A 23,776-nucleotide genomic window follows, 5' to 3' on the forward strand; every position below is an offset into this window, starting at 1 on the left:
TGCTCTTCCGATATATATATCGAAAGATGTATATTATTGGTATAAAACTAGAAAAATAAAACTTCAAAACTCTATACAACTTTCTATGCTCTTTCTGTTCGTAGAGCCACGATTTCGCTATCCCTTCCTCCCTCTACTAGCTCATGATAATCAGACTTTAAAATCGCTATTTGGTTCATCGGTAGCAGGTGCCCAACGAGGACTTACACCTCAGATATACGACATGCCCGTCGTACCTAAAAAATCACTCCCTGACTAGGCGAGTGATTTTTGGGCTACTGTTAAAAAGAGTTCTGAGTGATTTCCTTGAAACAGGTCTTCAGCACTGTAAAGAGTCTGACTATGTACAGATGAAAAACCATGCTCAATTAGCTGTTTTTCCAGTTCAACCAATTCAAATCCATGATGGTTAGCTTCTGTCTTGGTAAAATCAGCAAGTAAAAGTTGTCCATCTTCCCTCAAATATTGATGAAACAGTGAGAGAGCCGCACCCAAATCAGGCATATGATGAAGAACCCGACAAACAACAATGAGATCAAACTCTTTCTCTAAGGGTTTTTCCAGTAAATCTTGCTCCAAAAACTGGATATTCTTAATGTCTTGCTGCTCCGCTTTCAAACGAGCTTGCTCCAGCATTTTCTCCGAAATATCCACCAATGTTACAGACTTGGCCTGCTTGGCTAGGGGCAAGGTTAACAGACCCGTCCCACCACCGAAATCCAAAATTTCTTTGTCTGATAGAAGATCAATCTGTTTCTCGATTGCTTGACAAACCAAATTTGCAAGGAAAATGTTTTTAGGGGAATCAAAAGTTTCTGCTTTGTGGTTAAAATCATGTTTCATATTTTTAGTTTAGCACAAAGTAGCTTGATTGGCTAGGAATTCTCTTTCTTTTCAGGCTTCTCTTCTGATTTTTTCTTCTCCACTTTTTCGCTTGAATCGGTCGCTACCTCTTCCTTTTTATCCGTTTTCTCTTCTTTGATCTTGACTGAGGGAAATAGGAACTCATATTGACTCTTAGGCGTACGAACCCTTGTCACCAAACTTGTTTTCTTATTTTGATAGCTCACCTGACCCAGATTAAAGGTCTGTTCCCCACTTTCTTTCTCAACCTTATCTTTGGTTCGCTTGGCCATAGCAAAAGCAATCAGCTTTTCTTTATTTAAAGCATAGTCTCGATGGTGGACGACTTGTCGGTTCAAGTAAAATTGTAACAAAAGACTAAAGATGGCTGCCATGGTGACTGCATAGAGGAGAATGCCTGCCTTAACTTTTTTCTTTTTCCACACGATAGATGAACTCCCTTTCTAAGCCTTTTTGAAACTGGAAACGAAAACGCACCAGTTGATTGTCCTCTGTAATCTGCGCGGATTTGAGGCCATAAACCATAGGCTGATAACCTCGTCCACTGGCATCGGTTTTCCGAAAATCATCTGATTTTGACTTACCTATCGCAATTTCCTTGCCATCCTGCTTCATATAGAGGCGGTTGCCCTCCACTTTTTCGAACTGCGAACGGTCTAATTCTGCCTCCAACTGGTCCACAAACAAGAGCCACTCCTTTTGCTCGCTCTGTTGCTGGTAGCGAACTTCTGAAATGAGGAGCTGACTCATGACTTGAAAGAGGAGTAAACTTCCACTGATGACAATGAGGGCAATCAGGGATTCCAACAAGGTAAAGGCCTTGACCTTATGGCTCTTTGATAGCCAACAACTGTTCTGAACCATGATAAACCTCCAATCCCTTTTCACTAGAAAACATCTGAATCTCAACTCCGTTGATGTTTACCTGATTTTGACCTGTCTGCAAGGCCATCTTAGCTACCCTCAAGACTTCTTCCTTTTGCAAGATTTTTGCTTCTTCTTGCCTATTTTTATGAATTTGTCCCAAAAGGAGGGTCGCAATGCTGGCAAAGATAGCTAGAGCGACTACTGCTTCCAGTAAAATCACTGCCCTAATTTTTTGTTTCCTTAATGCGTTTAATTTTTCCATTTCCTAGATATAATTGATAGCGAATCGCTCCTTTACTGGTCTGAAATTCAACCTTAGCCAGGGACGAATTGCCCCCAGCTCGATCAAATGTAATACTTTGGCCTGATGGTGCCTGAATCCCTTTGGGGACTGTCAACTTTTGACTGCCATTGCTAATGGTCTTTCCGTCTATGCTCAAACTTGTCTTTTGCTGACTAGCTACACTGCGTTTTTGAGTTTCCCGATAAAGTTCTTCAAACTCCATAAAGAAAATCTGCTCCTCTACCGCCGCAAAAGTGGACTGGACAGAGCCGGACAAGCCCAAGGCAAGGATACTCACAAGACCCAAAACCAAGAGGCTTTCAAGCATGGTAAAGGCCTTAATCTGCAACACTTTGACTGCTACCTTGTTTAGCATGGTATTCTTTATAGGCTTTAGCCTGTTCTTCTGTGATTCGCCCATCTGCTTGTAACTTACTTAGGCTAGCATCTTCATTTTTATCTAAGCTATAAAGCTCTGCCTGGCTTTCCACCACCTTAACAACAGCAGCTTTTCCTTTGTCGTTGACTGCTTCTTTTTGCTTGCTCAGATTAGGTACAAAGAGCAAGAGAAGCACGCTGATGATTAAAAGGACCACCAACATCTCCACAAGTGTAAAAGCTTTAACCTTCGCTTTTTTCAAGAATGTCATCATTTTTTTCATTTTAAAAATTCACCTCCATATTTTGATACATGGGCATAAGCATTGCCGCATAAAGTAAAACGATAATCAGAGCCACAAAGATAAAAACCAGTGGCTGTACTAAGTTCATGGTGCGATTGACTCGAGTAAAAAAGGCTTCCCAAGTTTTTTCAGCATAGATTTCCAACTCACTCCCCAGCTTGGACTTAACTTCCCCATACTCGATGATGAGACTCAACTCCTTTTTAAAGAAAGGATAGGTCGCTATGGTTTGAGAAAATTCGCAACCATTTTGCAAGGCTTGAGCCAAATCTTGACCGATTTCTTTAAAGAGCTGGGAACCTTGTTCCTGCATGATCTGAAAAATCTGCGTTAGCTCCATCCCCTGCGAAATCATATTGCCCCATTCACGCGCATAATAGGCTGTCAAATAGGTCTGCACAAAAATTCCAAAGAAGGGAAGCCGTGCTAAGATAAAAAAGACGCTCATCTTAGAACTTCTTTTATAAAAAGTTAGTGCTAAAAGGACACCTACCGAAACAAACCCTACTATTCCTAGAAAAAATTGTGGCAGATTTCCAATGATTTGGGTGGCGATATTACTACTATCCAGTTGTGGTAGTAGGTAGTTACGCAGTCCCAGCATAATTAAGAGAAGAAAACCCAGCAAAATCAAGGGATAGGTCGCTACCTCAATTAGTTTTTTCTTAACCTTGGCCAGATTGTCTAGATACTCTTCTATCTTTCCCAAACTCAGGTGAAGATTGCCATGGACTTCCGCTAGGGATAACTGAGTGACAATGGCACTTGAGAAACCCAAACTTTCCATCATTTCTGAGAATGATTTCCCCTGAGACAAGCCCGTGCGCATCTGGGTCACACACTGCTTGTCTAACAAAGCACTCCTATCTAAAAAGGAGATAGTCTCCACCAGATGAAAACCACTGGAAAAGAGATTGTTAAACAAGGTGATGATATTTTTTTGCTTAGCTGTAGCTAATTTTTTCCGTTTCAGCCTGAAGACTTGTGATATGTCCATCTTTAAGAAGTTGGTCAATCTGTTCATTCCAGCTAGTTGGCTGGTGTTCTTGATAGCCTTTGTTTGCAAAGTCAACAATTCCTCCTCCCCCGATTAATCTCTGGTAGCAGACTCCTTGCAGAACTACTGCCAATTCCTCCTCACTCACACCCAACTCCAGCAGGCGCTCATAAACACCTCGAATACTCTTGGCATGAATGGTTGAAAAGACTGTCGCCCCTGTCAAACTAGCTCTAACTACTGCACGCGCCGTCTCGCTGTCTCGAATTTCTCCGATAATCAAGAGATCTGGTCGATGACGCAAAGAAAGTTTGATTAGATTTTCATAGGTCAACCCGATTGCTTCGTTCAACTGCAACTGAAGCATGTCGTCCTGCTTGATCTCAACCGGATCTTCAATGGACATGACTTGTTGTCCCTTAAAAAGTGACTTGGCCAATTCGTGCATCAGAGTCGTCTTGCCACTTCCGACCGGACCAGCAAAGAGATAGAGACCACGTTGCCTGTACTGCTTACCCAATTCGTCAATATTCTGAAACCAAAAATGCAAATCCTGCTCCTCATCATGCAACAAGCGAATGACTAAACTCTCATGTCCTCGATAATCGCCTACGGTAGATAGACGTAGGGACGCCATCTTATCATCATAGGCATAGTCGCAGGAACCAAGCTGACTACGTCGCTTTTCTCCCACATTCATACCTGCCACAAACTTGAAATGACTGATGACGGCCGCAAACTTTTCAAAATCATAACAACCGATTTTACAGCGCTCGTCTCCTACCCTCATATGAAGCTCATAGGCGTCTAACTTAGGGACAAAATAAATGTCTTGCGCCCCTTTGTTCCGAGCCGAACGAATGATTTCTTGTGCAATTTCTTGAACCATACTTACCTCCTCACCTATACTATTCGCAAAGATTTGGAAAAATAAAAAAAGCAACTCCAAAAAAGTTACTTTTTCTCTATTTTAATTTCATACGGCAAGAACGGTGTCTTTCCTTACCTGTTTGTTTTTCATAGCCTGGGCGTAATTTTTCATCTGGAATAACCTGCTCATCCTGTAAAAGAGCCAAAGAATGGTATTGTTGTAAATACTCGTCACATTCATCACACCAGCGTTGGTCTTCTGGATCCCAAAAAATGGTCATCAAATCACTTCTACTTTTATAAAGAGGGGATTCTTGTTCCAATCTAAACCAGCAAGTTTTATAGTATTTGAGAGCATCATAATACTGGTCAAATTTCTTACTTGCTACAATATCTTCTTCCCAACCTTCTAAGAACCACCACGGTTCAAAATCTCCGTACATTTCTATAACACGATACATATTCATTCATTCCTTTGTACCGTATATTATAACCAATTCCGCCAAGCAAGGAAAGAAATATGCTCATTTCTTAATTTTTCGATAAAAAATCCAGCCATCCTATGATGACTGAATTTCTGTTTGCTTATGTTCCAAAATCTTGTCACTACCTAGGCTTCAGAAATATCGTTTTCGATGATGACCTTAATGGCATGGTGGTCTGCTGCCTTACTGAAAACTTCATAGGCTTTTTCAATTTCACTGAGTTTGAAATAGTGAGTTACCAATTTTTCTGGTTCAATCTTATGACTTTCAAGAGCTTTCAACAATTGTGGAGTTGTATTTGTAGATACCAAACCAGTTGTTACATTGATGTTGCGAATCCAAAGTTTGTCCAAATCGAATTCAACTGGTTTACCATGCACACCACAGTTGGCAACCGTTCCGTCTACACCGATAATCTTTTGACAGAAATCAAATGTTGCAGGAATACCAACAGCCTCGATAGCAACATCTACACCACGACCATCTGTCAAATCATAAATTTCTTTAATTGCTTTTTCAGGGTCTGAAGAATTAACCTTATGAGTCGCACCAAATGATAAAGCAGTTTCCAAGCGGTTATCGTCTAAGTCCACCATAATCAATTTGGCTGGTGAGTAGAATTGGGCTGTCAAAAGAGCAGCCAATCCAACTGGACCTGAACCAATAATGGCTACGCTGCAACCAGGTTCTACTTTCCCTTTTAAGACACCAATTTCATATCCAGTAGGCAGAATGTCTGATAGCATAACCAAGGCTTCATCTGACAAGTCTTCTGGAGTGTGGTAAAGAGTGTTATCTGCATGAGGGACACGTAGATATTCAGCCTGCATACCATCAATCAAGTGACCGAAAATCCAGCCCCCTTCGTCTTCACAGTGGGCATAAATTCCTTTTTTACAGTAGTAGCATTTACCACAGGCACAGACACAAGAAATCAAGACCTTGTCGCCTTTTTTGAAGTTAGAAACTCCTTCTCCAACTTCTTCAACAATCCCAATCCCTTCGTGACCAAGAATGGTACCACTGTGGCAAGCAGGAACATCCCCTTTGATAATATGGAGGTCTGTTCCACAAATAGTGGTTTTTACGATACGCACAATAGCGTCTGTTGGCTTGCGAATAACTGGTTTGTCTACATCAACAAAAGAAGCAAGTCCTGGTTTAACATAAGTATAGGCTTTCATAAAGCAATCCTCCGTTTTTTTATTTGTACTATTTATAATATAATTGTAAACCTTTTCATTTGTTTGCTCAAGCTTTTTTGTGATTTTTTTAACTTTTTTATTTACTGGTAAAGCAATATAGATAAAAAAGCAGAAGCTAATCTCTAACTTCTGCTTTCTCTCTTATGCTTGATAACGTTTCACACCATCTAGATAGGTTGCTACCAATTCCAAATCTTTATCTAGCACGATAAAGTCAGCGTCGTAGCCTTCACGGATTTGACCACAAACATCATCAATGTGAACAGATTTTGCTGGGTTAAGGCTAGCCATCATGACCGCTTCGTGTGGATTTGCAATACCCCACTCGACTACATTTCTCATACCATCTTTAAGTTTGAGGATAGAACCTGCCAAGTTACCTGTCGATTTGAGGCGTGCAGTTCCATTTGCTACTACAACAGGGAATTCTCCCAACATATAGTCACCGTCTTCAAGCCCACCAGCTGTCATACAGTCCGTAATAAGAGCGATGTTTTCTGTCCCCTTTTGCTTAAGTAAAATCTCACAAGCTTTTGGATCTACGTGATAACCATCACAAATCAATTCTGCGTAAGTATGTGGGAGCTCATACATAGCTCCTACCATACCTAGTTCGCGGTGTGTTAAACCACGCATCCCATTATAGGCATGTACCCATACACTAGCTCCAGCATCAACTGCCTTCTTAGCTTGTTCAAATGTCGCATCTGAGTGTCCAAGTGCAACTGTCACACCTTCACCTGTAATAGTACGTACAAAATCTTCCACCCCATCACGTTCTGGTGCAATAGCGATTTTATTTAGCATCCCTTTTGCAGCATCCTGCCAAGAATGAAACTCCTCAACACCCGGGTCTCTCATATAAGTTGGATTTTGTGCCCCCTTAAAAGTTTCTGTGAAATATGGACCTTCATAATAAATCCCACGAATCTTAGCACCCGTTGCTTCTTTATAATGGTTTCCAAGATTTTCAGTGACTGCAAGCAATTGCTCATAAGTGGCTGTTAAAGTTGTGGGCAAGAAACTGGTAACACCGGTACTAAGAAGTCCTTCACTCATGGTATGAAGGGTTCCTTCGATGTTATTATCCATGACATCCACACCGCCAAATCCATGAATGTGGGTATCCACAAGTCCTGGGGCAATACTGTAGCCTGTATAGTCAATCACCTCAGCACCTTCAGGAATCTGCTCGACATGTTTTCCAAATTTTCCGTCCACAAGTTCCAAGTAACCACCACGACGAACTCCGTGTGGGTAGAAAAACTGATCCGCTTTAATATAGTTAGGCATAATGTTAACCTCCTTAAAAGATTGATTCTACAATTTATTATGTCAATTACATTATAAACCTTTCTTTTTTATTTGTAAATGGTATAGACCTATTTTCTGTAGATATTTTAAAAGAGCTGAATTTCTCCAACTCTTCTCTTTTTAATACAAGTTATTTTGATTTGACTGGCTTGTCTTGAGCTGTTTGCAAGGCTGTAGCAATGGTATCTGCATACAATTTTGCTCCTGCTTCAATTTTGCTAGTGTCACTTCCGAAATGGACTTGGTCTGTTCCTGTCCAGATCTCTGGATGTTCCTTAGCAACTTGATTCCAATCAGCAATGGTGATGTAAGGAGTCTTCTCTGCCAATTCTCTCATATAGGCAGCCGCCTTCTCAACGATTGCATAGGTCTCTTTTGTCTTATCTCCTTCATAAGGAGTCACCAAAACCATATGGTGCCCCTTAGGAAGATTTTTCACGATACTGTCCCAATCTTCCTTGTAATTTTCAGGATTATTTACCCCAGTTGCAATAACCACCATCTTTGGTAGAAATTTATTCTGGCTATTATTTAGCATGATTTCATTGGCGGTCTTGGTTGTTCTGCTGACCTGCGCGTTAATCTGTGCCCCTGGAAGGGCTGTCTGCAGGGCTGTATTTGCCCTTAAAGCCACCGAGTCACCAATTAACATAGTGCCATCAGCAATCCCCAAACTATTTGCATCTGCCCGTTCTGCCATCACCTTAGTCTGACCAATATTTGTTGCAGCTTGCTTCAAACCATTGACAGTCAGATCTGTCTCAAACGCTCCCACTTGTGGTGCCAACAAAGTCACTAAGAGGACAATGAAGGCCAAGATTCCTGTACTTGTCGCAAGAATTGCGTGAATATAAGGTAGGGGACGAAGAGTTTGTAAAACAGGTGTGTTCTTTCCTGCAATCCAAGGTTCCAACACATAAAATGATAGGCTGGCAAAGCCATAAGAACAAATCAAAGTCAGTAACACAGCAAGAAGATTTGAGGTCAACTGTGAGAAAATAATATAGAAAGGCCAATGGAAGAGATAAACTGCATAGCTAGTATCCGCTAAAAAGCTGATAATCTTTGGTTCTTGCACATTAGGAGTCTTTTCATGCAAGACACGCGCCGCCAGAATCATAGCAAGAGCAGCAAGGCTGGCAAGCAAGAAGCCGACAAGATAAGCAAAGAGATAGGTAAATTTTACAAAGAAGGTCAAAATGAGTAAAAAGCCAAAACCTCCTCCAAAAACCAACAGGGTCTTGCGTAAATCCCAGATTTTATCCAACTGCTTGACGAGGGAAGTCGTCTGACGAACGCCTACAATCGTTGCTAGGATACTTCCCAAAAAGAATGGATAGACATGAGTTAAACTGGAGAAGTAAACAGAGGAATAAGAGGTTACTAGAAAACTACCAATAAACATGGAGAAGAAGCTAATCAAGAAGGCAGCAGCAGATAAAAGAAAAACCATCCCCTTCAACTGACCATTTGATCTGGACTGTTTAGATAAGAACCAAACTGCCAATCCCCACAGAATATAGTAGTGAACCTCAACGGCCAAGCTCCAATTATGAACAAACAAATGAGGAATGAACTGTAATTCATAACTCCCACCTGTTAGAAGTTCATAGAAGTTGGTCATAAAGCCTAAAACACCCGCAATCTGACCCCCAATTCCAGCCACATAATCTTGGCGAACTAGAAAGGTAAAGGGCATGGTCACCAAGACCATCAAAACCACAGGTGGCACAATACGATAAAAGCGTCTCCTAAAAAATCCAAGTAAATCAATTTCATGATTTTTAGAAAATTCTTCGATGAGTAGAGCCGTAATCAGGAAGCCTGAAAACGCGAAAAAGACATCCACCCCGAAAAATCCTCCAGGAAAGATCGTCTGAAAGAAGTGATACAAGAGTACCAGTAGTAAACCTGTAATCCTAATCAAGGAAAACCATTTAATGCGCATACGAGTTTATTCTTCCTTTCATTGTACACTTTATTCTATCAAAAAAAGAAGAAAAATCCTAAGAGAAAACTTAGGATTTTTAGCTTATATCTATTCTGTTTTAGAAATTACGTCCTGACTTATTATAGCCATATTTTTCAACAAAATACTCACGGAACTCCAAGAGATTGTCATCCATAATGGCTTGTCGAACTTGCTTCATCAGGTTAAGCAAGAAGTAAAGGTTATGGTAGCTAGTCAAGCGGATACCAAAGGTTTCATCGGCCTTGAGGAGGTGACGAAGGTAGGCGCGTGTGTAGTTCTTACATGTGTAGCAATCACATTCAGGATCCAGTGGTGTAAAGTCCTCAGCAAACTGAGCATTTTTGACAACCAAACGACCTTGACTGGTCATACAAGTCCCATTACGAGCGATACGAGTCGGCAAGACACAGTCAAACATATCCACCCCACGAATCACCCCATCAATCAAGCTGTCTGGCGCTCCCACACCCATCAAATAGCGAGGTTTGTTTTCAGGAAGCAGTTGGGTTGTAAAGTCCAAGACAGCATTCATCTCTTCGTGGGTTTCTCCCACTGCTAAACCACCAATAGAGTAGCCTGGGAAGTCCATGCTGACAAGGTCATGAGCCGATTGGCGGCGAAGGTCTTCAAATCCTGCCCCTTGCACAATCCCAAACAAACCTTGGTCATGTGGACGACGGTGAGCCTTCAAACCACGCTCAGCCCAACGACTGGTACGCTCGATTGATTTCTTAACGTAGTCGTAAGGTTGATAAAACTGAGGACATTCGTCAAAGGACATCATGATGTCTGAACCCAAATTATTCTGAATAGAGATGGCTTTTTCTGGTGATAGGAACATCTTAGAACCATTGAGATGGTTTTTAAAAGTTACACCTTCTTCTGTGATATTACGGCTATCTGCTAGAGAATAGACCTGGAAACCACCACTATCTGTCAAAATAGGCTGGTCCCAATTCATGAACTTGTGGAGACCACCAGCGCGTGCAATGAGTTCATCTCCAGGACGAAGCCAGAGATGATAGGTGTTTGATAGGATAATTCCCGAACCCATCTCCTTCAATTCTTCAGGTGACTGAGTTTTGACAGTGGCTTGAGTTCCAACTGGCATAAACATAGGTGTTGGGAAGGTACCGTGGGGAGTGATGATTTCTCCCAGACGAGCTCCTGTGTGTTTTTCTTTCTTAATCAAACGATATTTGATTGGTGAATCTGACATTTTTTACCTCCGAAGCTGGGAAAGACAGTCCCAGTTCATACTTTTGCCCAAGGGCATACTGTATGATTTTATCAAAAAAAGTAGGAACTGTCACGAACTATGGTATAATGAGAGAATGAAATACCCAAAAATTGATTTAAAAACCGTTCGTCTACAGGCCAGACAATTTCAATCTGAAAATCCCCGCCTCTTTCTCGTCTATCTCTTACCTAGCATGCTAGTCATCTTGTCTGGCTTCCTCAATCCCTTAGAGCGTATCAACGAGTCTATTTTAGAACAACCCTTTTTAAGCGTGCTTGGTCATGTATTCCAAGCCTACCTTTTTCCACTATTAGTCTCCTTTATCGGAACAATACTTCTAACCAGTTCAGTTTATACAACTCTGAAACTCATCAAGAATCCAGATACAGAACTATCCGTCAAAAATAGTCTTACTCTCTTTAATGAAGAGCACTTTTCACAAACCTTTTTGACTCTCCTTCTCAAACGTTTCTATCTCTTCTTATGGAGCATTCCTAGTTTGCTTGGAATTTACTTTCTTTTTTACAGTAGCTTTCTAGCAAAGAAATTCGTTGCCCTTCATCCTGAGTTTCCTAATTTGGATCTCACGTCAGTTGAAACTGAACGTTTCCTCATGACCTTTGGTCTTTACTTTCTAGCAAGTATCCTCTTGATGATTGTAGGAAATAGTCTCTATATTCCACAATACTATGCTTATTCACAGGTAGAATTTCTCCTCTGTGACACCCTAGACTTGAGACAAGCTAGACCAGGACAAATCCTTAAAACCAGCCGTTTCCTGATGAAAGGCTACAAATTTCAACGTTTTGTCCTAGACTTACAACTCCTTCCTTGGTACTTCCTCAATTGGATTACTTTTGGAATTGCTAGTTTCTCACTCCTCCCCTACATTCAAATCAATAAAATGATTTTTTACCGAGCAGTACTGGCTCGAAAACGTCCAAAAGTTTGAAGGTTTCCCCTCAAGCTTTTTTCTATCAATGAGTTTCTCCGCCTACCAACTTGAGGTCCTGATCTCCATGTTCGATAATGGCGCCGATTGCCGCTTCTATCCCTCGCCTAATGTCCACTAAACTCATAGCTGGAGTAGTCGGTCGATTCACCACCTGTTCCATCATATAAGGAATATGCATAAAACCTGCCTTAACATGTGGAAATTTCTTTTCTACCAAATAGAGAGCCTGATACATCAAATGATTGCAGACAAAAGTCCCTGCAGTATTGGAAACAGAGGCCGGCAAGCCCTCTTTTTTTATAGCTTGAACCATCGCTTTAATCGGCAGACTACTAAAGTAGGCCGAAGCACCATCCGCTCGAATGGGAAGGTCAATCGGCTGATTCCCTTCGTTATCAGGAATGCGTGCATCGTCTTGGTTAATGGCCACTCGTTCAGGCGTCAAGCTAGATCTTCCACCTGCTTGGCCAATACAAAGGACAAAGTCAGGTCGATAACGACTCATTTCTTCTTCCAATACTTGGGCCGATTTGTGAAAGACTGTTGGCACTTCTAACCAACGGACCTCAGCACCATGGATTTCAGCTGGTAAACCTTTAACAGCCTCCAAAGCTGGATTGACCTTTTCCCCTCCAAAGGGCTCAAAACCTGTCACTAATACTTTCATTTCTAACTCCTTACAAACGATTCCATGAGACTTTTTTCTTAAAAATAAGTATAACATATTTCCCTTATTCTGGAGTGAAAAGGACTAGAGAGACTAAGATTGACCTTTGAACTTATTTAAAGAGAAAAATACTAATCAAGGCTAGAATAGCTGGTCCACCTTGCTTCAAAATAATTTTTTTATCTGCTGTGAGAGAGCCATAAGCTGCAGCCCCAATCACAAATAAGACAAAAATAGTCACAATTTCTAAATTCTGTGAGAAATAAATCCCATACAAGAGAAAGACTCCTAGCAGAGCATTATAAATCCCTTGATTTTTAAACAATGAACTTACTGACGGACGAGCCAGTTCTTCCTTTTCCATGTTAAAGACACGACTAGTCGCTTCTGATTGCGTTGCAATACTTTCCAAATAAAAAATGTAAAAATGCTCCAAAGCAACAATCGTTGCTAAAATGATTGTAATAATTGACACCTATTTCTCCTTAAATTTCTATATTCTCAATACCCAAAACCAATTTGTCTAATAAACGGCTGAGTTCTGTTCTTTCAGACTCTGTTAAGATACTTTCCATCTCTTCCTTAACCTTGATATGTTTCAGAGGGGGATTCACCACTAACTGCTCCTTGGCATACTTCGTAGCCTCTACCAACACTTCTCGCTGATTTTCAGGATTGCGATGACGCTCCACCAAACCTTCCTTTTCCAAAATCTTGAAATGCCGGGTCAAAGCAGCCTGATCAATCTTCAAACGCTCCTGAACCGCTATTTGATTACAAGAGGAATGCTTCAGCAAAAATAATAAAATCTGATATCGTGTCAAACTAATCCCAAGTCTTTTTTCAAACAATTGCGTACTCGCTTGCTCAGACAAGCGGAGTTGATACAGTAAATCTTGAATCTCTATCATTTCTTCTTTCCTTTTATTGATTTATCAATAGTTGACTAATCAAGTATAAAATAAATTGCAAGAATCATGCTTCAATCATTACAAAATGGTAACTTCCATTTTCCATCCATATTGATACTCAATGAAAATCAAAGAGTAAACTAGGAAGCTATCCGTAGATTGCTCAAAGCACAGCTTTGAGGTTGCAGATAAAACTGACGTGGTTTGAAAAGATTTTCGAAGAGTATGGCAAAGAAAAAAACGAACGAGACTCGCTTCCTATCACGAAAGCTAGATCTCATTCGTCAAAATGATATTACAAAGTCTGATTTATCCATTCATTGAAACGTGAACGTGGTCATAGTGGTTTTCTGTCACGCTACCACGGTCTGGCATTGGGTTCCAAGTATTAGCTGGTCCATATTTACTATCGAATGGAGCATAGAAACGTTGTTTCCAGATGATGTAACTAATTCCTCGGCTGGCCATGTTTTGAATAGCGTATTCCGCAATCTTATCCCCTAGTTCTGAGCTTTCTGGTACCATAAAATCGATAGCCAAACCTTTTCCGTGATCTCCACTGTCCCCTGGACGGTAACCACTAAAGGATGTGATGCCAAACAAGTTGGCGATTTCTTCTTTAAAGGCAGCTGTTTGTGGTTGAAGGCCTGCATTTTCAGATTTCGCTACCGCAAGTCCAGCATAATCGGGCGCTGCTGGAGCTGCGTAAGTTGTTGAAACTGTTTTCTTCTCTTCTGGTTGATCAGTAGAAACTGCTGTTGTAGCTTCATTTGATGAGGTTTCTTCTGAACTTGTTGCAGTTGTTTCAGGTGCTTTTTCTTCTACTGGTATTGTAGTTGCTTCCACTGCTGATTCAGCTTGAATGCTTGCTTGTATTTCCTGCTTCTCAGCTGGAGTCGTTGCCTGAGGAGCTGCTTCTTCAACTGGACTGCTTGTTTCGACTGTTTGCTCCGCTGACGTAGAAGAGTCTGTAGATGGTGCCACTTCTTCTGCAGCAGTCACTGTCTCTGTAACTTCTGAATTTGATGCTACTTCTTTTGTGCTTGGAGCTTCTACCGCTTTTGGAACTTCTGCAATCGGTTGAGAAATATCTGCAACCTGAACAGTTTGATCATCAACAGTCACTTGATTGGTTGTCAAATCCGCTGTCGCAGTTGTCACTTCTTCACTAGAGTCTGCTTGAGGAGTTTGGATTTCAACTTCTGTTACTTCTTCTGCTTCATTGACAGTTGTTGTCAAAACAGTTTCTGGGTAAATCAAGTCCATATTAGTGATTTTATTCAAATTCGCAAGAACTGTGACATCTACACCCAAGGCTTCTGCAATGGTGCTCAAAGTATCACCATACTGAACTGTATAACTTGTTTTGTTGTCCGTTTTAGTCAAATCATTTTGGATTTGCTCAACACTACGTGCAGTCCAAAGAACTTCTTCTGCTTGAGTTGCCAATACTGGGGCAAATGACAAGGCTACTGTTGATGCTAATAATATTCTTTTCTTCATTCTTTCAAATTCCTTTCAAATGAGTACCTGTCTATGATAACACAAAAAGAGCAGAAAAAAAGCCCTCTCGGGCCTATTTAACAGAACTGTCTATTCATTGTAACAAACTCGGTTACTTGAAATAGTTTGTTAGGTCTCTGTCACAAAACTGACACAATCTTATCGTTCCCAATCCCCAAAAATGCAAGGAATATCTGCTAACGCTTGAATTCTGTGATTCCTGTCATAAGTTGAGTCTAAAAAGTTGATACTTTGAATCTTACTATTCTGCGCGAATTCCACATCCAGAGTCCGATCTCCTATATAATAAGTCTTCTCAGGATTCAGCTGATACTTGTCTAACAGATAGGTAGCCGCTTCTGGATTAGGCTTGCGCGCAAAGCCACTCTGACTGGTTATAATCTCTGTAAAATATGATTCCAAACCCAAGTCTCTTAGAATGGTAAAAGCATTATCTCCTTTATGAGTGTAGACAAACTGTTGAATCCCTGCTGCGTCTGCCCAAGACAACACTTCACGCGCACCTGACATCAAAACCACCTGAGCATTCTTCTCAGCCAAACTCTGGGCACGCACCTGATTTAGTACTTCCACATCCAGTTTTCTCTCTTCCGCCACCCGCACAAGCAAATCTTGCACCGAATACTTGAGGATAAACTCTCTCACCTGCTCCTTATCATAAGGAATAGAAAACTGACCAAAAGTCTCCTCAATCCCTGACAAAATCGCTTCATAAGAGTCCAATAAAGTCCCGTCTAAATCCCAAATAAAAGTTGTTTTTTGCATTTCCTATCCTTTCAAGCTCATATAACGCTGGTAACGGTAACGTAGAAATAACCAACGAAAACCATTATCCAAAAGGGTTCCAGCCCAAATACCGGGCAAGCCCCAACCAAGCACAATCCCCATCAGATATCCTGTTCCAATGCGGATACACCACATTCCTATACTTGTCGCATAAAAGGGAAGCCTAGCATTGCCCAAACCCTGCCAGACTGCCGTATAGATGACTGTTCCTGTCGTCATAGGGGTTCCAAGTAGTGAAAACAGTGTCACTATAACACTAGCCTCAACCGCTAGAGGATCTGTCGTATAGAGATGAGTTAGTGGTACACCCAAGGCATAGACACTAAGCGTCAAGGGTAACATGAGAAGCAGAGAAAGCCAAAAGGTTTGCTTGCTCAAACTAGCTACTCTTTCCCAATTATCCTCCCCAACTGCTCGGGCCACCAGCATGACCGTTGCCGTAGCTACGCCAAAGGCAGGCATATAGTTAAACTGGGTCAAGACTTCTCCGACTGCATTTCCAGCCACCGCCTCCGTTCCAAAAGAAACAACCAAGGCAATGATGACGACATCACCAGCCCGCATCATAAGCCGCTCTCCAGCTGCTGGCAAAGCTATGGTCAATAGTTCCTTATCTAAACCAAAAGTCGGTTTCTCAAAAGGCAACTTTAATTGCGACCATAAAATCACAAGACCTACCAAACGAGACAGAATTGTCCCCCAAGCAACACCAGCTATCCCCATATCCAGAACAAAAATAGCTAGACTTGAAAAAAGAATATTCAAGGCATTTGATAAAAGACTCACATAGAGGGGCAAACGTGGATTATGAGTTGCACGAATCAAGGCTCCCAAACTAGTCATTAATCCCAAAAGAACAATCGAACCACCTACCAAAGATAGATAGAGTCCTCCACTTTCGGCCACAGTCTGTTCAGTTCCCAAAAGTCCTATCATCTCTTGTCCAGCGAAGATGGACAAAGCTCCCAAAAGGAAACTTAAGAGTAAAGTAATTTTCAAGGCTTCAGTCACATAATAGGCTAGCATAGATTGATCCTTCTGCCCCAAACTTTTTGAAATAACACTAGAAATAGCTGCCCCTAGAGCAATAAAAATCGCCTGATAAATCGTTATAATATTACCAGCTACTGAAACACCCGAAATAGCTATCAATCCTAAATGAGCAACCAAGTAACTATCCACCATCCCCATGAGCATCTGCAAAAAGTTTTCACCCATAGCTGGCAATGCAATATTAAGAATGTCTTTATTTTTTTTAAACAATCCTTCCTCCTGATGAAAAGAAACTCAGTTGGTTTCCCAACCGAGTTTACTCCCTCTGTCTTAAAGTCCTAGATAAGCCTCAACCGCTACTTGCATGTCTGTTGCTGCTACTGTTGTCTTATGACGAACAGGAGCTGTTTCAAGCCCATCAACTGCAGGTGGCACAGCAACTCCTGAGATTTCATGTAATTGAGCCAAAGCTTCAAAGTCAGTTAAGCCTGCTTTTCCTGTTACTGCTTCAACTGCAACCACTGGGAACTTGTATGGACTCGCTGTTGAAGCAATCACTGTCTTAGTCACATCGCCAGTAGCCGCTTGGTATTTCTTATAAACTGCCGAGGCAACCGCCGTATGTGGATCCTCGATATAAGAATTTGACTCATAGACACGCTTGATTTCTGCCGCTGTTTCTTCCTCAGTCGCATATTCAGCTGCAAAGAGGTCCAAAATCTCTGCATCAAAATTAGTCAACTCATATTGACCTTGGCTATTCAAAGCATTCATGAGTTCAGCTGTCTTAACCGCATCATTAGCCAAAAGATGGAAAATCAAACGTTCCAAGTTTGAAGATACCAAAATATCCATAGATGGACTAGTTGTTACCTTAAACTCACGCTTCTTGTCGTAAACACGTGTCTTGAAGAAGTCTGTCAAAACATTGTTGTCATTTGAAGCACAGATCAATTTACCAACTGGTAGGCCGATTTGTTTGGCATAAAAGGCAGCCAAGATATTTCCGAAGTTTCCTGTTGGTACTGTGAAGTTGACCTTATTACCAGCCACAATCTCACCAGTCTTGACCAACTGAGCATAGGCATAAACATAATAAACAATTTGTGGTACCAAACGACCAATATTCATAGAGTTAGCCGATGAAAATTGCAACTTGTTGGCTGCCAACTTCTCACGAAGAGCCACATCGTTAAACATATGTTTCACATTTGTTTGCGCATCGTCAAAGTTACCATCAATAGCAATAACATGAGTATTGTCGCCAGTTTGAGTGGTCATTTGCAACTCTTGTACCTTGCTGACACCATCCTTTGGATAAAAGACGATAATCTCAGTACCAGGTACATCCGCAAATCCTGCCATAGCAGCTTTCCCAGTATCACCAGATGTCGCTGTTAAGATGACAATCTTGTTCTCCAAACCATGCTTCTTAGCAGCTGTTGTCATAAAGTATGGCAAGATAGACAAGGCCATATCCTTGAAGGCAATCGTTGAACCATGGAACAGTTCCAAATTGTATTGGCCGTCTAATTTCACCAAAGGCGCAATAGCTGGAGTATCAAACTTGCTATCGTAGGCATTGTTGATACAGTAGTCCAACTCCTCGGCTGTAAAATCATCTAAAAAAGCTGACAAAACTAACTTTGCAACTTCCTGATAAGAAGCATCTTTCAATTTGTCAAAGTCCAAATCTACCTTTGGATAAGTAACTGGTGTAAACAAACCACCGTCCGTCGCTAAACCTTGCAAAATAGCTTGGCTGGCAGTTACTGTATTGTTGGCATCACGCGTTGATTGATAAACTAATGTCATTACTCTCTATCCTTTATCTATAGTCTCTTCCATTATATCATGATTTTTCAGAAAATTCTCCCTTTATAAGAGAAATTATAGTCCCAATTCTTCTTTCAAAGGATGTAAATAAGTCGTTTCTTGCTTGTTTCTCATCCTCAGTCCTTCATCAGCTAGCAAGAGTAAGTCTTTTGAAAACTCTATAATCGCAGTTTCTTCCTCATCTGTAAGCTTTTTCTTAGAAAATTGTCTCCTTAAAGACTTGTAATCATAACCAAATACTTTAAAGAAAGGTGCTGTTTCTAAATAAGCTTCTAACTTATCTAAATTAACCAACAATCCCAAGTGAAAAGCTGCTGAAGCGAAGGTTCTATCTAGAGGCTGAGTACACACACTACGAAACTCAACTGTTCCACGAGTCGTTAAGTCCTGGTATTGATAACTACGATGGGTTTCAAAATCCTTCTCTTGAGGATAAATAATAATCTTATCCCCATTAAGATTAAATGCTTGGATTTCAGTTGTAGCCAAATAGTCCATTGCCTGAATCGGATAAAAATAATAGGTTTGTTCATCACGTTCCGCAGTAAAAATTGCAGAACGATCTAAATAATCAAAAAAATCTTCCTCATCTTTAAGGAGGCTAGCATTGACACCAACATTCTCTGGATAGATACCATGCATAGATTCTTCCCAGAAAATATCCCTTGAAATTTTCGTATCCCAATCCTCACCTGAAAACTCAGAATTAGCAAATAAATACGCCTTAGCCCCTTCAATTTGGGTAAAAGCATTAATCACTCGTAAGTAGTTAGACTTTGAAACATCCAACTGAACCTGACTCCCACAGATAAAAGCACCATATTCAGGGAAATGATGCAAGTCTGATTTAATCACATTTCTACTCAAATTCAAATAGTCCATCAACATCTGATAGCGTGGGTAAGCCACTGGACAATTCTCATTTTTATCCCAGTTAGGATGAATGCCACAGCCAACAATAGCATGATTTGATTCAGCTAACTTTTTCTGAATCACATCCATATAATTGTTAAAACGATTTTCGACCTCTTGAATCGTTTCAGCCTTACCAAATGCAAACTCAATCGTAGTATAGGAAACTTCAAATAAAATAGCATCCTGACTTACTGGATCTACTAACTGGATAGGATACCCAAAATCATCAACCTTTTCTACAGTTAAATCCAAATCAGAAACTAGATATCCAAATAAATGCTTGATAACTTCAACATCTGTAGCATTTCCTTCCAAGTTTACCACAGGATATTCCAGCTCAATCCCGACAAACAATTCAGGATTTTCTTTAATATTTTTCAAATACCGATGTTTTAATAAATCGATAGAACGAGACATACTATCCTACACTTTCTTAATCTAAATAAAATTTGAATAACTATAATTATACCAAAAATAATATAAAAAAGGAACGAAGATCAACTACGTTCCTTAACTCTATACTATACCGGCGGCCAACAAACTAGCGTTAAAATAAGTTAAAATAAATAAGTAAAAAGCGATTAAATCAAGATATTATCACACGCTAGTTAGTATTGAAATTAAGGAAATTGACCAGTGGTTGACCAAATAAATTTTTAGTTTTTCCTGTAATTTCTAAGTTTTAAAAATCAATAATCACATTTTTTATACATGGTTCGATACCGTGTTCGGCGCAATTGGTATAGTCCAATATTCATTCTCAAAATTAGTTTAAATAGCGTAGTCTTTTAAACTAGTTTTGTGAATCAAAAAAATCTTCCTACAAACGTAAGAAGATTTTTTAATTATTCTACAATTGTATAATCGCCACTATCTAACAAGTCTATTACTTTTTGGACAAACTGAGTTGAAAGTAAATCTACTATATCAGCTCCATGAGTTTGAAAATTCTCATCTATTTCTTTGACTTCTAATTGAGTATTTTTTTCTACCCTTTCTTCTGTAATTGGGGTATGAAAACTATATTTACCAATTTCATAATACAAGAAATAAAGATATTTTTTCTCACCTAAGCTATAATCAAAAAAATCAATTTCCTTATTTCTATCGGAGTCATAGTAACTATTTTCCCAAGTAATATCATTTATTTTTTCATTATATAGTTTTGCATAATTTTTTTGATAACTATAGACTCGTTGTGTTTTCTCTCCATCATGCTTTTTATGAATAAATTTAGGACTGAAATTTAATAATAAATCGTCTTTCATACTATAGTATTTTTCTTGTTGTTCTTTTGCATTTTCAATATTATTTTCTTTGTATTTGTAGAACCTAGCTTGCTTATAATCTTTTATTTTATCTCGATAGTTTTTTGCTCTTTTATTAACAGAATATATACATTCAGCAATAATTTGATTTGTTATTTTTTTATTCTTAATTAAATCAGTATATCTCTTAGGAGTTCTCATTTTTTTACCCTCACATTATTTCTTCCTTCTAATATATTTTAACAAAAAATCTTCCTATTTGTAATAAGAAGATTTTTTATTTCTTAGCCTATTCAGTAAATTGGTCTATCCTATCCACTCACCGTTGGCATTGACCATATAGCCATCTGGTGTAGTGGTGTTTACTGCTAGAGCTCCTGAACTATAGGCATAGTACCATTTACCAGAAACTGTAAACCAGCCTGTTTTCATAGCACCTGACTTGTCAAGATAATACCATGAGCCATTTTCTTTAACCCAGCCTGTAGCCAGTGAACCTGAGTTGTTCAAATAGTACCATGTACCGTTGTCTTTTACCCAGCCTGTAGCCATTGAGCCTGAGTTGTTCAAGTAATACCATGTGCCACCAGTCTTGACCCATCCAGTTTGCATCCAACCTGCGTGGTCAAAGTAATACCAAGTACCCTTGATTTGTTCCCAGCCGTTGGTTGTGTACGAACCATCAGCATGTTTGTACCACCAGCGACCAGATGACTCAATCCAGTTACCAGCTTGTGAAGCTTTTGAGTCTTCTACTTTCTTGAGTTCTGTATCTGTTTTCTTATCCGCTGGTTTGCCTGCAAGATACTCCAGATACCAATCTGATAAATTGTAGTAGTCCTTTCTTTCAGCCTTAACCAACTTATCAAACTCTTCTTGGATTTCAGCTAATTTAGCTTGTTCAGCTTGCAATTTAGCTGTAACTGCATCCAATTTATCTTGTGCCAATTTTGCAGTAGATTTTGCTTGAGTCAGTTTTGTTTCTAAATCAGCTACTTTTGCTTGCGCATCTGCAAGATTTTTATCTGTGTTTAGATATGCACTCAATTCAGTTGCAATTGCTTTCGCATCTGACACCAATTTGTCTTTTTCTTCATGTAGTTTCGCTTGTTCAGCTTGAAGAGCTTTCAACTTGTTTTCTTCTGCTTGCAATTTTGCTTGCGCACTTGTAAGAGCAGTTTCAGCATCTTTTTGAGCAGTTTTGGCTGTAGCTAGTTCATCTTCAGCTGTTTCAAGAGCAGTTTCTTTTTCTGCTTGGCTTCTTGAGAAGTTTTCAACAGCTTTTTGAGCAGTTGCTTTACGTTCTTGTGCATTAGTCAAAGCAAGGTTTGCTAATTGCAAGTTCTTTTCAGCAACTTCTGTTTGAAGTGGACTAGCTGTTTTACTTGCCAATTCTTTTTCAGCTTCTGTTTTAGCTTCAAGTGCAGAAGCATATTTGCGTGAAGCTGATGCCAATTCTGCTTTAGCATTTGTAAGAGCAGTTTGAGCTTGACTGTTTTGTTTTTGTGCTTCAGCTAGTTTTGCTTCGAGTTGGGCAAGTTCTTGGTTGAGGTTGATTTTGTGTTTACCATCGCTACCAAATGAGTTGACAAACCAACGTTTACCATTGATATTAGCGACAGTCATTGCAACACCACCACCGTTTAGGTTGTTAGCAGCGTGTCCCCAATTTGATTCATCATCTAAGAATGAATATTCTTTAAAAGCATCTAATACAGCATATTTCAAATCAAGCATTGTTGAAATTTGATCACTTTTATAGATGAATGCCATGTTTTCAGGATCAGTGTTTCTATTGATGTGACCAGCTACAGCAGGGTCAGTTCCACGAGCTTCATAAGCTTTAGCTTTTTGTTTACTGTGTTCAAGAGTATCTTGTGCAGCATAAGCTCGGTATTTTTCTGAATATCCCATTTTTTCTTGTAAAGCATTTACCAATTTAGCATAAAAATCACTAATTTCAGCAATTTCTTTATCGGTTAAATTGTCAATATTGATGCTGCGTTTATCATCGTTTTTATTGAAGTCAACGGTAAGAGCTTTATGCATTTTTGCTCCCATTGTCAACATTAGTTCGTCTGCTTTACCATCGTTTTTATAACGATTACGGATATAATAGCTTGAAGCATCTTTAAATGTAATATCGTTTTTATCAAGACCATAATAAGCTTTTTCTTCATCTGTCAAATGATGAACTGGATTTCCCATATGAATGACAGCTTCACCAGAACGAGCTTTTTCTGCATCCAAGGCAGTTTGCGCTTCTTTTTCTTTAGACGCTGTAGCATCTGCTTTTTCTTGGATAGAATCCACTTTATTTTGGTCTGCGTCCATCATTTCTTTCGCTAATTTCAATGCGTCATTTTTGACATTCACATTGTTTTCAGCTTGTTTGATGGCATCTGCTCGGTTGCTATCTGCTTTCTTAGCGGTTTCGACAGCTGTTGTTGCGCTTGAGATATTCGCATTCGCTTGTTCAATATCTTTTTCAGCTTGGGCAAGTGAAGCTTTAGCTTCACCAAGTCCTGAACCATTTAGCGCGTCTTCAGCTGATTTTACATTCGCTTCTTTAGCGGTTACTGTTTTATCCGCTTCAGCTTTCTTACTTGTTGCGTTTGCAATGTTAGCTGTTTCAGTTGCTACAGTTTCAGTTTGCGCTTTAATTGCTTCAGTAGACGCTTCAGTTGCTTTTTGATTGGCTTCTTGAGCTTTTACATTCGCATCTTGTTTTGCTTTTGTAGCAGTGATATTTTCTTCTGTAGCATTGGCTTTAACAGCTTCCGCTGACTTCAAGTCCTCTTTAGCGCTTGTCAAAGCAGTTTCAGTAGTTGTGACAACTTTGTTAGCAGAAGTAGTTTCAGCTTTTGCTGTTTCACTTTCAGCTTCAACTTGCTTAACAGTAGACGCTTGAGCATCAAGAGCAGGCTTGACATCAGAAGATTTCTTCACTTCTGGTTTTGTATCAGCTACAGGTTTTGAAACAAGAGCTGGTTCGTTGACAGCAGTTGCTTCTTGAGCAAATGCAGGCACACCAACAGACGCAAGAGCAATAGCTGTTGAAGTTGTGAGGGTTTTCAGTTTCTTCATCATTTTCTCCTTTGATGGCTGATAAAATGAGCTAATTTTTATAGTTTTACTACA

The 23,776-nt window shown here is 39.9% G+C and carries 24 protein-coding genes; 1 reads left to right on the plus strand and 23 read right to left on the minus strand.

Annotated features, from left to right (window positions below; genetic code table 11):
• Window positions 1–255: 255 nt before the first annotated feature.
• From B7695_RS04480 to tgt, 13 genes are all read right to left on the minus strand, one after another.
• Entirely contained in the window at window positions 256–843 is a 588-nt protein-coding gene (locus tag B7695_RS04480; protein WP_192855729.1) for a class I SAM-dependent methyltransferase, read from the minus strand.
• Between the two features lie 32 nt (window positions 844–875).
• On the minus strand, window positions 876–1,289 hold the full coding sequence (gene comGG, locus B7695_RS04485; RefSeq protein WP_084889975.1) for a competence type IV pilus minor pilin ComGG: 414 nt from the start codon (window positions 1,287–1,289) through the stop codon (window positions 876–878).
• Entirely contained in the window at window positions 1,267–1,728 is a 462-nt protein-coding gene (gene comGF, locus B7695_RS04490) for a competence type IV pilus minor pilin ComGF (protein ID WP_084889977.1), read from the minus strand. Before comGF ends, comGG begins: the two co-directional genes overlap by 23 nt.
• Window positions 1,691–1,993, minus strand: coding sequence for a competence type IV pilus minor pilin ComGE (gene comGE / locus B7695_RS04495; protein WP_275655682.1), 303 nt, complete (start codon window positions 1,991–1,993; stop codon window positions 1,691–1,693). Before comGE ends, comGF begins: the two co-directional genes overlap by 38 nt.
• Window positions 1,956–2,390: a competence type IV pilus minor pilin ComGD gene (gene comGD / locus B7695_RS04500; protein ID WP_192855730.1), complete on the minus strand. Its 435-nt coding sequence runs from the start codon at window positions 2,388–2,390 to the stop codon at window positions 1,956–1,958. The genes comGE and comGD overlap by 38 nt, the downstream gene beginning before the upstream one ends.
• The gene (gene comGC / locus B7695_RS04505; protein WP_084889983.1) at window positions 2,353–2,676 is read right to left on the minus strand and encodes a competence type IV pilus major pilin ComGC; all 324 of its coding nucleotides are present in this window, start codon (window positions 2,674–2,676) and stop codon (window positions 2,353–2,355) included. Before comGC ends, comGD begins: the two co-directional genes overlap by 38 nt.
• A 1-nt stretch (window position 2,677) precedes the next feature.
• Complete coding sequence (gene comGB, locus B7695_RS04510; protein ID WP_084889985.1) at window positions 2,678–3,694, minus strand: competence type IV pilus assembly protein ComGB; 1,017 nt, start codon at window positions 3,692–3,694, stop codon at window positions 2,678–2,680.
• Window positions 3,642–4,583, minus strand: coding sequence for a competence type IV pilus ATPase ComGA (comGA, locus tag B7695_RS04515; RefSeq protein WP_084889987.1), 942 nt, complete (start codon window positions 4,581–4,583; stop codon window positions 3,642–3,644). Before comGA ends, comGB begins: the two co-directional genes overlap by 53 nt.
• Window positions 4,584–4,659: 76 nt before the next feature.
• Window positions 4,660–5,025, minus strand: coding sequence for a DUF1033 family protein (locus tag B7695_RS04520; RefSeq protein WP_000286405.1), 366 nt, complete (start codon window positions 5,023–5,025; stop codon window positions 4,660–4,662).
• Window positions 5,026–5,174: 149 nt separating this feature from the next.
• A complete protein-coding gene (locus B7695_RS04525; protein WP_084889989.1) occupies window positions 5,175–6,233 on the minus strand; it encodes a zinc-dependent alcohol dehydrogenase family protein in 1,059 nt (352 codons plus the stop codon).
• A 162-nt stretch (window positions 6,234–6,395) separates the two neighbouring features.
• Window positions 6,396–7,547: an N-acetylglucosamine-6-phosphate deacetylase gene (gene nagA / locus B7695_RS04530; protein WP_084889991.1), complete on the minus strand. Its 1,152-nt coding sequence runs from the start codon at window positions 7,545–7,547 to the stop codon at window positions 6,396–6,398.
• A gap of 151 nt (window positions 7,548–7,698) precedes the next feature.
• Window positions 7,699–9,516: an acyltransferase family protein gene (locus B7695_RS04535; RefSeq protein ID WP_084889992.1), complete on the minus strand. Its 1,818-nt coding sequence runs from the start codon at window positions 9,514–9,516 to the stop codon at window positions 7,699–7,701.
• 100 nt (window positions 9,517–9,616) lie between these two features.
• Window positions 9,617–10,759, minus strand: coding sequence for a tRNA guanosine(34) transglycosylase Tgt (gene tgt / locus B7695_RS04540; RefSeq protein WP_001285237.1), 1,143 nt, complete (start codon window positions 10,757–10,759; stop codon window positions 9,617–9,619).
• Between the two features lie 115 nt (window positions 10,760–10,874).
• Between tgt and B7695_RS04545 the strand changes: the two genes are divergently transcribed.
• Window positions 10,875–11,732 carry a DUF975 family protein gene (locus tag B7695_RS04545; protein ID WP_084889993.1) on the plus strand — a complete coding sequence of 286 codons (858 nt, stop codon included), beginning with the start codon at window positions 10,875–10,877 and terminating at the stop codon, window positions 11,730–11,732.
• A gap of 25 nt (window positions 11,733–11,757) precedes the next feature.
• On the opposite strand, the gene pcp is transcribed toward B7695_RS04545, so the two are convergent.
• The 10 genes from pcp to B7695_RS11635 all read right to left on the minus strand — a co-directional run bounded on the left by pcp (window position 11,758) and on the right by B7695_RS11635 (window position 23,722).
• Entirely contained in the window at window positions 11,758–12,402 is a 645-nt protein-coding gene (gene pcp / locus B7695_RS04550; RefSeq protein ID WP_084889994.1) for a pyroglutamyl-peptidase I, read from the minus strand.
• A gap of 112 nt (window positions 12,403–12,514) precedes the next feature.
• A complete protein-coding gene (locus B7695_RS04555) occupies window positions 12,515–12,877 on the minus strand; it encodes a DUF1304 domain-containing protein (protein WP_084889995.1) in 363 nt (120 codons plus the stop codon).
• A 10-nt stretch (window positions 12,878–12,887) separates the two neighbouring features.
• On the minus strand, window positions 12,888–13,313 hold the full coding sequence (locus tag B7695_RS04560) for a MarR family winged helix-turn-helix transcriptional regulator (protein ID WP_192855731.1): 426 nt from the start codon (window positions 13,311–13,313) through the stop codon (window positions 12,888–12,890).
• Between the two features lie 309 nt (window positions 13,314–13,622).
• The gene (locus B7695_RS04565; RefSeq protein ID WP_084889996.1) at window positions 13,623–14,816 is read right to left on the minus strand and encodes a LysM peptidoglycan-binding domain-containing protein; all 1,194 of its coding nucleotides are present in this window, start codon (window positions 14,814–14,816) and stop codon (window positions 13,623–13,625) included.
• 159 nt (window positions 14,817–14,975) lie between these two features.
• Entirely contained in the window at window positions 14,976–15,602 is a 627-nt protein-coding gene (locus B7695_RS04570; RefSeq protein ID WP_084889997.1) for an HAD family hydrolase, read from the minus strand.
• 3 nt (window positions 15,603–15,605) lie between these two features.
• Window positions 15,606–16,886 carry an MATE family efflux transporter gene (locus B7695_RS04575; RefSeq protein WP_084889998.1) on the minus strand — a complete coding sequence of 427 codons (1,281 nt, stop codon included), beginning with the start codon at window positions 16,884–16,886 and terminating at the stop codon, window positions 15,606–15,608.
• A 60-nt stretch (window positions 16,887–16,946) separates the two neighbouring features.
• Window positions 16,947–18,431, minus strand: a complete 1,485-nt coding sequence (gene thrC, locus B7695_RS04580; protein ID WP_084889999.1) for a threonine synthase — start codon at window positions 18,429–18,431, stop codon at window positions 16,947–16,949.
• Window positions 18,432–18,506: 75 nt separating this feature from the next.
• Window positions 18,507–19,784: a glutamate-cysteine ligase family protein gene (locus B7695_RS04585; protein ID WP_084890000.1), complete on the minus strand. Its 1,278-nt coding sequence runs from the start codon at window positions 19,782–19,784 to the stop codon at window positions 18,507–18,509.
• A 428-nt stretch (window positions 19,785–20,212) separates the two neighbouring features.
• Complete coding sequence (locus B7695_RS04590) at window positions 20,213–20,836, minus strand: hypothetical protein (RefSeq protein WP_049513269.1); 624 nt, start codon at window positions 20,834–20,836, stop codon at window positions 20,213–20,215.
• A gap of 105 nt (window positions 20,837–20,941) precedes the next feature.
• A complete protein-coding gene (locus B7695_RS11635) occupies window positions 20,942–23,722 on the minus strand; it encodes an SEC10/PgrA surface exclusion domain-containing protein (protein WP_275655683.1) in 2,781 nt (926 codons plus the stop codon).
• Window positions 23,723–23,776: the final 54 nt, after the last annotated feature.

This window comes from Streptococcus mitis, from assembly GCF_002096845.1.
GTDB classification, from domain to species: Bacteria; Bacillota; Bacilli; order Lactobacillales; family Streptococcaceae; genus Streptococcus; species Streptococcus mitis_A.

Coding starts and splice junctions, on each gene's coding strand:
- B7695_RS04480 (WP_192855729.1), bottom strand. CDS start 843: ATGAAACATGATTTTAACCACAAAGCAGAAACTTTTGATTCCCCTAAA.
- comGF (WP_084889977.1), bottom strand. CDS start 1,728: ATGGTTCAGAACAGTTGTTGGCTATCAAAGAGCCATAAGGTCAAGGCC.
- comGE (WP_275655682.1), bottom strand. CDS start 1,993: ATGGAAAAATTAAACGCATTAAGGAAACAAAAAATTAGGGCAGTGATT.
- comGD (WP_192855730.1), bottom strand. CDS start 2,390: ATGCTAAACAAGGTAGCAGTCAAAGTGTTGCAGATTAAGGCCTTTACC.
- comGC (WP_084889983.1), bottom strand. CDS start 2,676: ATGAAAAAAATGATGACATTCTTGAAAAAAGCGAAGGTTAAAGCTTTT.
- comGB (WP_084889985.1), bottom strand. CDS start 3,694: ATGGACATATCACAAGTCTTCAGGCTGAAACGGAAAAAATTAGCTACA.
- comGA (WP_084889987.1), bottom strand. CDS start 4,583: ATGGTTCAAGAAATTGCACAAGAAATCATTCGTTCGGCTCGGAACAAA.
- B7695_RS04520 (WP_000286405.1), bottom strand. CDS start 5,025: ATGTATCGTGTTATAGAAATGTACGGAGATTTTGAACCGTGGTGGTTC.
- B7695_RS04525 (WP_084889989.1), bottom strand. CDS start 6,233: ATGAAAGCCTATACTTATGTTAAACCAGGACTTGCTTCTTTTGTTGAT.
- nagA (WP_084889991.1), bottom strand. CDS start 7,547: ATGCCTAACTATATTAAAGCGGATCAGTTTTTCTACCCACACGGAGTT.
- B7695_RS04535 (WP_084889992.1), bottom strand. CDS start 9,516: ATGCGCATTAAATGGTTTTCCTTGATTAGGATTACAGGTTTACTACTG.
- tgt (WP_001285237.1), bottom strand. CDS start 10,759: ATGTCAGATTCACCAATCAAATATCGTTTGATTAAGAAAGAAAAACAC.
- B7695_RS04545 (WP_084889993.1), top strand. CDS start 10,875: ATGAAATACCCAAAAATTGATTTAAAAACCGTTCGTCTACAGGCCAGA.
- pcp (WP_084889994.1), bottom strand. CDS start 12,402: ATGAAAGTATTAGTGACAGGTTTTGAGCCCTTTGGAGGGGAAAAGGTC.
- B7695_RS04560 (WP_192855731.1), bottom strand. CDS start 13,313: ATGATAGAGATTCAAGATTTACTGTATCAACTCCGCTTGTCTGAGCAA.
- B7695_RS04565 (WP_084889996.1), bottom strand. CDS start 14,816: ATGAAGAAAAGAATATTATTAGCATCAACAGTAGCCTTGTCATTTGCC.
- B7695_RS04570 (WP_084889997.1), bottom strand. CDS start 15,602: ATGCAAAAAACAACTTTTATTTGGGATTTAGACGGGACTTTATTGGAC.
- thrC (WP_084889999.1), bottom strand. CDS start 18,431: ATGACATTAGTTTATCAATCAACGCGTGATGCCAACAATACAGTAACT.
- B7695_RS04585 (WP_084890000.1), bottom strand. CDS start 19,784: ATGTCTCGTTCTATCGATTTATTAAAACATCGGTATTTGAAAAATATT.
- B7695_RS04590 (WP_049513269.1), bottom strand. CDS start 20,836: ATGAGAACTCCTAAGAGATATACTGATTTAATTAAGAATAAAAAAATA.
- B7695_RS11635 (WP_275655683.1), bottom strand. CDS start 23,722: ATGAAGAAACTGAAAACCCTCACAACTTCAACAGCTATTGCTCTTGCG.